Genomic DNA, 5,662 nt, shown 5'->3' on the forward strand with positions numbered 1-5,662 from the left:
CGGCGAGCACTGGTGGCATCACGCCAACGCCCCGCACGTGCTGGAGCCGGGCTCCGCCGCCGACACCCATCCCTACCCGGTGGAACTCGATCTGCCCGCCTGGACCGTGGAGCGCGACATCGACCTGCGCAACTGGCTGTTCGGTTTTGGCGCCGGGATCCGCGTCGAGAGCCCGGCGGCCCTGCGGGAGGAGCACCGGCAGAAGCTGGAGGCGGCCCTGGCGGTGTATCAGGGGGCCTGAAGGGGCTGCGGCTGGCGTCAGCCTCAGTTGAGCGAGCGGGCCCGGCGCTGCTTGCCGGAGGCCTGCTCGATCGCCTTCAACTCCTCGGCCTCCTGCTGGAGCTCACCGGAGAGGGCCTCGAGGTCGTCGGCAGCGCGTTCCAGTTCCTCGCTCAGCTGGAGTCCTTTTTCGATGCTGCGGGCGTAGGCATCGCTGGCGGCATCGATGGCGTTGAACAGCTCCCGGTATTCCTCCGGTGGGTTGTGGTGCCAGTCGGGGTAGGCCTCCTGGGCCTTCTGCAGCACCGCCAGGGCCTGGGACCAGCTGACCTTGCGGCGGAAATCGAGGTGGCGCAGATCACCGTTCTGGCGTTTGAGTTCCTTGGTGCTGCTCACCTTGGCCAGCGTGAAGACAGCACGCTTGAGATCGGCCAGCGGGGCCGTCGGGGCTGTCGTTTGAGCGGCAGTCGGTGTTGGAGAGGAGGACGGCTGCTCTTCCGCAGACTTGCCCTGGGGCACTGCCCCTGGCTTTGCCGCAGGCTTGCTCCTGGACGGGCGTCTTGGGGATGTCTGGGGCCTGGCGGAGGTGGTTGCCATGGTCTTCATTCCGCGAGGCCGAGCCCCAGCTGCTCGCCGGCGCGCAGCTGTTCGATGTCCCGGCGCAGCGATTGGGTGAGGCCGCGTTCCTGGCGTAGAGCCTCGGCCAGTTCATCTCGCTCTCGCCTGTAGCGGTTGGTGTGGGCCACACGGCCACCAAGGCTCTGATTGTTCTTGGCCAGCCGCTGGCGATGCTCCACCACCTCGTCGTAACGAAGCTGGAGCGCCTCAAGTTCCTGCTGGATCTGCTCAGTTGCCTTCGACTGTTGCAGTTCAGCGAGTAGCGCCGCATTGTCAGCCTCAAGGAGCCGGATGCGCTCCTCCAGCCGATCGATGACGACCTGCTTACCGCGCAGCAATTCCTTGAGCTTGGCGATGAAGCCAAGCAGCCTGGAGCGCTCCTGTTGCTGCTCAGCCGCGACCTCACGACACTGTCTGGCGTAGTCGCGCAGCAGCCCTGATCGCCGCTGCAGCACCTGTGCGGTGCATTCATACTTGATGATCGCGATGACACGGCAACGCTCCAGGTCATCGAGTGCCAGTACGGCCGGTAGACGCCTGAGATAGTCGTAGTTCGTGCACTCGTGCCGAAGAACCTGTGTGGGGACGTGCTGCTTGGAGGCAATCAGATCGAGATTGCGAATCTGCACACGATCGTGCCAATAATCGAACAGATCCTTTTGATTGGCATCTCCGAGCATTGCCTAGCCCCCTCCGCGATGCGATTCAGTGTCCTGAATCCTAGGAAGTACCACGGCTTCCGTCCTCAGGGCGTTGGGGCGACGGTCGTCGCTTGGCGGCGCTCCAGCCGCAGGATGCGTTGGGCGTGGAGATCGGTCTCAGCGGACCACCGTCTAGGCGCTGGCTCCTCCTGCGGCGGCTCCACCGCCGTTGCCCGGGGTGAGGGACTGTCCATCGTGGCCACGAGCAGCAGGGCCACCACCAGCTCGGCAGCCATAAGCAGATCAATGTGTGGCATGGGATCAGGGGCTCCACGGATGGTTCCCAAGCCTCTGCCGCTCGATGGCCCTATGGCTCGGTTTTCCTGCGAAAGACCAGCGACCCCACCGCTCACCACAACATGGGCCCCTGGTTGGGGGTGCTCTGTGAGGGTCTGTGAACCTCCTGGGACTCGCCGAGCCTGTGAAGCCCCGCGCAGGGGGTCAGTGTTGCTAAGCGATTGCTGCAAGTCTATGCAGCTCGTGAATAGTTCTGCAGTCTGATTCCGTCTGCTTGAGCGTGCAGCAAGAGGCAGGATTGACCCTGAATAGCTGGCCGTATGGTTTTCCTTCCTCCGACATCAGAGTTCCCGCCGGATCCCGAGCCTCTGGATCGCGACAGCCTCAACAGCACCTACCGGGAATTGCGAAGTTGCTACGCCAGCTCGATGCGCAGCCGGGCGCAACACCGCCGTCTGGCGACCAAGGCGAAGGACGAGACAGCGGAGCTCAGGGAGCGGCTCACGGCACTCGCCAGTCGTGATCTCCCCAATCGCAAGGAAATCTATGAAATTCTCGAAATCGCCACGTCGATCGTTGAGGACATGGAGGATGTGGGTGATGGCCTGGTGAATGGCTATGGCCTTTACAAGACGGGTCGACGTGGTTTTCACGGGGGAGGTTATATTGGCGATCTGATTCGGGCTGTGATTCATTTCATCAATCGCTGGGGGCGCACCAAGGATCGGCTTGGCGATCTCAAGAAGAAGCAGCAGGATCTGATCGATCGCTCCAACGGGCTTTTCCCTCCCCCGCCATCCGAGGACCCGAACGGTGACGGCAAGGGACAACCGCCTGGGCTCAAGGGCGCATCCGATGCTGGCCCCAGCCAGCCCAGCGGCAGCCAGGCTGTAGACCCACCATCCGACCGCCCGCAGTCATCCCAGCCACCAGGAGACGACGGGGACGAGCCACAAGGAGACAACGGCCATGGGTGAGATTGCCGACACGCTGCGCTCCACCCTCCGGGAGCTGGCCCAGGCTGATGCGCGCCTGTATCGGGGCCTGGCTGAGGAGCTGGGAGAACCCCGAGCGGCCACCAGCCCGCCATCAGCACTGCTCGAGGGCGACGCCCCGGCCAGCCGTGAGGAGTTGAAAGACCAGAGCAAGGACCTCCTGCTCAGGTTCTGCAAACAGCGGGCCATCCCACGGCTGAGCAGCAAGACCAAAGACCAGCTCATCGAGCTGTTGCTCAGCCACCCGGATGGCCCGCCCCTGCGCAGCGCCCTGCCCGTCAAGGCCACCAAAGGCAGCAAGAGCAGTGTCGGTGCTCGCAAGCCAGGGACCATGGCCGCCGCCGCTGCCGAGCTGCAGGCCCTGGAGCAGCGCCTCGATCGGCTGGAGCGGCTGGTGGTGCTGATCGCCCGGCAGGTGGGGGTCCCCCCGGCGGCGATCACCCACCTGGCGACACCCACTGCCCTTCCGCCAACCTGAATCACCTCTGTGCTGGCGTCAGTCCGTGGCGGTGAACCAGGAGTCGCTGGAGAAGCTGGGCCGCTTCCTGCTGCGCGGCCTGCGCATTGGCGCCAGCACGGTGTCGATCGTGGAGCTGCTCCGCAATGACTGGACCGGCGGCATCAGCTCCGGCGTGGCCTGGCTGGTGTTCCTCCAGGTGGAGCGGCGCCTGCCGCCGCTCAGCCCGGAGCCCGAGGACTGATACGGAAGGGACCGGCCCGTTGACGCGCAGCCATCATGAAGGTTCCAGAGCTCACAGACCACCGCCCTGGCATCGGCCTATCCTCAAGTTCCGCCGTTGGGACCACCAGCGCCCTTCGCATGACTCTCTCCACCCCAAGCCGGCCTCCTTCCTCCCCAGCGTCTGGGCCGCTGCGGCGCGAGCAGATCGATGCGCTTCTGGAGGAGTTACGTGACCCCGCCCTAGCCCGTCAATTCCTGATGGACGCCGGCCTGATCGATTCCGATGGCCAGCTCACCGCTCCCTATCGCAGCCAGGATGCCCGGTCGGCCTAAGAACAGTCTGGGCCCTTTGGTTCTGTTTCACGGCTGCGACAAGGATGTTGCTGAATCCGTGCTGCGTGGAGACGCCACACTTCAGCCCAGCGAGAATGATTATGACTGGCTGGGTAATGGCATTTATTTCTGGGTCGATAGCCCAGAGAGAGCGTTGGCGTGGGCCAAGCTCCGCAGATCCTCACCATCGGTGGTCGGCGCCTTTGCCTATCCCGGCAACTGTCTGAACCTGACCGACTATGGGGTGATGACTGAGCTCGCCCTTGCCTATGAGGCGACTGTTGGGATTTCGGCAGCGGCAGGAACACCGCTGCCTGTGAATTCAGTTCGGCAAAGCGGCATCTTCATGAAGCGTCAGCTCGACTGCGCCGTGATCCAGCTGGTGCACAAGATCCGCGAGAGCAAAGGGATGGATGATTACGACACTGTCTATGGCGTTTTTGAAGAGGGTGATCTTGTCTATCCCGGCGCAGGCTTTCGCGACAAAACTCATGTGCAGATCGCCATCCGCAATCCCGACATGATTCTTGGCTATTTCCGCGTTGACGGGATGACATAGACCCCTCACAGCAGCTGCTGAATCATCACCAGCGCATCCACATAACCCAACTGCTTGTGGCGGAACGCCCCCGGCAGGGTGCCGACAAGCTAAAACCCGTTGCGCTGCCAGCAGCGGATCCCAGCGGCGTTGGTGCTCACCACGAGGTTGAACTGCATCGCCCGAAAGCCCAGCCGCCGCGCCGCCTGCAGCGAGTGCTGGCAGAGCCGGCTGCCGATCCCCCGCCGCCGGCAGTGCTCAGCCACCACATAGCCAGCGTTGGCAACATGGGCACCGAGTGCCAGGGAGTTGGGCCTGAGGTAATACGTACCCACCACGGTCCAGGCCGGATCCACGGCCACCTTCACCGCCTGGCTCTGCTCCACCCACGCCACCTGGGCCTCCTCTTCTGTAAGAAATCCCTTACTGGGTGTGTTCGGCGCAAGGCATCCAGAGGGAGCCCATGGCATGGACGCCGCTGCAACCCAGTTGCCGCGCCCTCTCCAGAGCCTGCTCTCGGCTCGGGTAGGCCATCAGGTTCGGGGTCGCCTGGCCGGGGGAACTGTGATGGTGCTGATGCACGGCCGAGGGAGCAGCTCCCAGCCGCCGCGGACCCATGCCGTCGATGCCGGCCCACCACACCCCCATCACATTCACGCCCGCGACCAGCACACCCATGCCCACCACACAGGCATTGAGCACACCCATGCCCACCACACCGAGGCTGATGACCCCCATCGGCACCACGCCGATGCTCACCACCCCCATCGGCACGATGCCGATCGAAATGATGCCCAGAGGCGCCACCCCGAAGGCGATCCGTTTGGGCTTATCGCCGCATTGCGCCATGGGCCCGGCCTCAGTGGGAAGTCCCAGAGCCGTGGGCGTCACCGTGCTTGGCACAGGGCATCCATTGATCTCCCATCTTGTGGGCGCCGGTGCAGTTGAAGTGCAGCTTGGCGGCCTTCTCCGCTTCTGCCTGGGTTCGGTAATGGGCGGGAACGCCGCCTGAACCGGCGGCAGGAGCGGCCAGGCCGGCGGCGGACAGCAGGAGATTGGCGCCGATCGCGGCTGCCGTCCTGACCGCCCATGGACTTGGAACGATCGACATGGGACAGGGGCGTGCGCAGGGATGCCTGCTGGATGCCCAACCTAGGGCCTCCTGAGAAAGTCGGAGCCGCTGCCGCCAATACAGATTCTGGCAGTCAGGTGCCTTGCTGAGTGATTATCAAGCCGCAGCTATCTCAACGCTTGATGGCAGTTTGTTGCGCCTCAGAGCTACAAGCTGGCTGCTCAGAATCTGCAGCCAGAAGGCAAACAAGGCAAAAAGAAGCTGGAG

The 5,662-nt window shown here is 63.9% G+C and carries 12 protein-coding genes; 6 read left to right on the plus strand and 6 right to left on the minus strand.

The genetic code is table 11. The annotated features are described in order from the left end of the window. The coding region (locus CJZ98_RS16990; protein WP_157911066.1) for a WCX domain-containing protein at positions 1 to 241 on the plus strand (241 nt) is incomplete at its 5' end. Positions 242 to 264: 23 nt separating this feature from the next. Here the strand turns inward: CJZ98_RS16990 and CJZ98_RS16995 are convergent. From CJZ98_RS16995 to CJZ98_RS17005, 3 genes are all read right to left on the minus strand, one after another. Further along, entirely contained in the window at positions 265 to 615 is a 351-nt protein-coding gene (locus CJZ98_RS16995; RefSeq protein WP_094592299.1) for a hypothetical protein, read from the minus strand. A gap of 206 nt (positions 616 to 821) precedes the next feature. Further along, positions 822 to 1,517 carry a hypothetical protein gene (locus CJZ98_RS17000; protein ID WP_094592300.1) on the minus strand — a complete coding sequence of 232 codons (696 nt, stop codon included), beginning with the start codon at positions 1,515 to 1,517 and terminating at the stop codon, positions 822 to 824. Positions 1,518 to 1,582: 65 nt separating this feature from the next. Next, entirely contained in the window at positions 1,583 to 1,795 is a 213-nt protein-coding gene (locus CJZ98_RS17005) for a hypothetical protein (RefSeq protein ID WP_094592301.1), read from the minus strand. Positions 1,796 to 2,095: 300 nt separating this feature from the next. Between CJZ98_RS17005 and CJZ98_RS18575 the strand changes: the two genes are divergently transcribed. The 5 genes from CJZ98_RS18575 to CJZ98_RS17030 all read left to right on the plus strand — a co-directional run bounded on the left by CJZ98_RS18575 (position 2,096) and on the right by CJZ98_RS17030 (position 4,344). Then, complete coding sequence (locus CJZ98_RS18575; protein ID WP_157911067.1) at positions 2,096 to 2,752, plus strand: hypothetical protein; 657 nt, start codon at positions 2,096 to 2,098, stop codon at positions 2,750 to 2,752. Beyond that, entirely contained in the window at positions 2,745 to 3,248 is a 504-nt protein-coding gene (locus tag CJZ98_RS17015; protein ID WP_094592303.1) for a hypothetical protein, read from the plus strand. The genes CJZ98_RS18575 and CJZ98_RS17015 overlap by 8 nt, the downstream gene beginning before the upstream one ends. A 25-nt stretch (positions 3,249 to 3,273) precedes the next feature. After that, positions 3,274 to 3,471 (plus strand): hypothetical protein, encoded by a 198-nt coding sequence (locus CJZ98_RS17020; RefSeq protein WP_094592304.1) that lies wholly within the window; start codon positions 3,274 to 3,276, stop codon positions 3,469 to 3,471. A 119-nt stretch (positions 3,472 to 3,590) separates the two neighbouring features. Continuing rightward, on the plus strand, positions 3,591 to 3,785 hold the full coding sequence (locus tag CJZ98_RS17025) for a hypothetical protein (RefSeq protein ID WP_094592305.1): 195 nt from the start codon (positions 3,591 to 3,593) through the stop codon (positions 3,783 to 3,785). Between the two features lie 16 nt (positions 3,786 to 3,801). After that, on the plus strand, positions 3,802 to 4,344 hold the full coding sequence (locus CJZ98_RS17030; protein ID WP_198537932.1) for a hypothetical protein: 543 nt from the start codon (positions 3,802 to 3,804) through the stop codon (positions 4,342 to 4,344). Between the two features lie 89 nt (positions 4,345 to 4,433). Here the strand turns inward: CJZ98_RS17030 and CJZ98_RS19195 are convergent, their stop codons facing one another. From CJZ98_RS19195 to CJZ98_RS17045, 3 genes are read right to left on the minus strand one after another with little or no spacing between them, the layout of a single operon-like run. Continuing rightward, positions 4,434 to 4,709, minus strand: a complete 276-nt coding sequence (locus CJZ98_RS19195; RefSeq protein ID WP_232756578.1) for a GNAT family N-acetyltransferase — start codon at positions 4,707 to 4,709, stop codon at positions 4,434 to 4,436. Between the two features lie 37 nt (positions 4,710 to 4,746). Then, on the minus strand, positions 4,747 to 5,172 hold the full coding sequence (locus CJZ98_RS17040; protein WP_094592307.1) for a hypothetical protein: 426 nt from the start codon (positions 5,170 to 5,172) through the stop codon (positions 4,747 to 4,749). A gap of 10 nt (positions 5,173 to 5,182) precedes the next feature. After that, positions 5,183 to 5,434 carry a DUF3721 domain-containing protein gene (locus CJZ98_RS17045; protein ID WP_094592308.1) on the minus strand — a complete coding sequence of 84 codons (252 nt, stop codon included), beginning with the start codon at positions 5,432 to 5,434 and terminating at the stop codon, positions 5,183 to 5,185. Positions 5,435 to 5,662: the final 228 nt, after the last annotated feature.

The organism is Vulcanococcus limneticus LL (assembly GCF_002252705.1).
Classification (GTDB): Bacteria; Cyanobacteriota; Cyanobacteriia; order PCC-6307; family Cyanobiaceae; genus Vulcanococcus; species Vulcanococcus limneticus.

Excerpts from the sequence above, each read along its gene's own strand:
- CJZ98_RS18575 (WP_157911067.1), top strand. The coding sequence starts at position 2,096 with ATGGTTTTCCTTCCTCCGACATCAGAGTTCCCGCCGGATCCCGAGCCT.
- CJZ98_RS17005 (WP_094592301.1), bottom strand. The coding sequence starts at position 1,795 with ATGCCACACATTGATCTGCTTATGGCTGCCGAGCTGGTGGTGGCCCTG.
- CJZ98_RS17025 (WP_094592305.1), top strand. The coding sequence starts at position 3,591 with ATGACTCTCTCCACCCCAAGCCGGCCTCCTTCCTCCCCAGCGTCTGGG.
- CJZ98_RS17040 (WP_094592307.1), bottom strand. The coding sequence starts at position 5,172 with ATGGCGCAATGCGGCGATAAGCCCAAACGGATCGCCTTCGGGGTGGCG.
- CJZ98_RS17000 (WP_094592300.1), bottom strand. The coding sequence starts at position 1,517 with ATGCTCGGAGATGCCAATCAAAAGGATCTGTTCGATTATTGGCACGAT.
- CJZ98_RS17015 (WP_094592303.1), top strand. The coding sequence starts at position 2,745 with ATGGGTGAGATTGCCGACACGCTGCGCTCCACCCTCCGGGAGCTGGCC.
- CJZ98_RS17045 (WP_094592308.1), bottom strand. The coding sequence starts at position 5,434 with ATGTCGATCGTTCCAAGTCCATGGGCGGTCAGGACGGCAGCCGCGATC.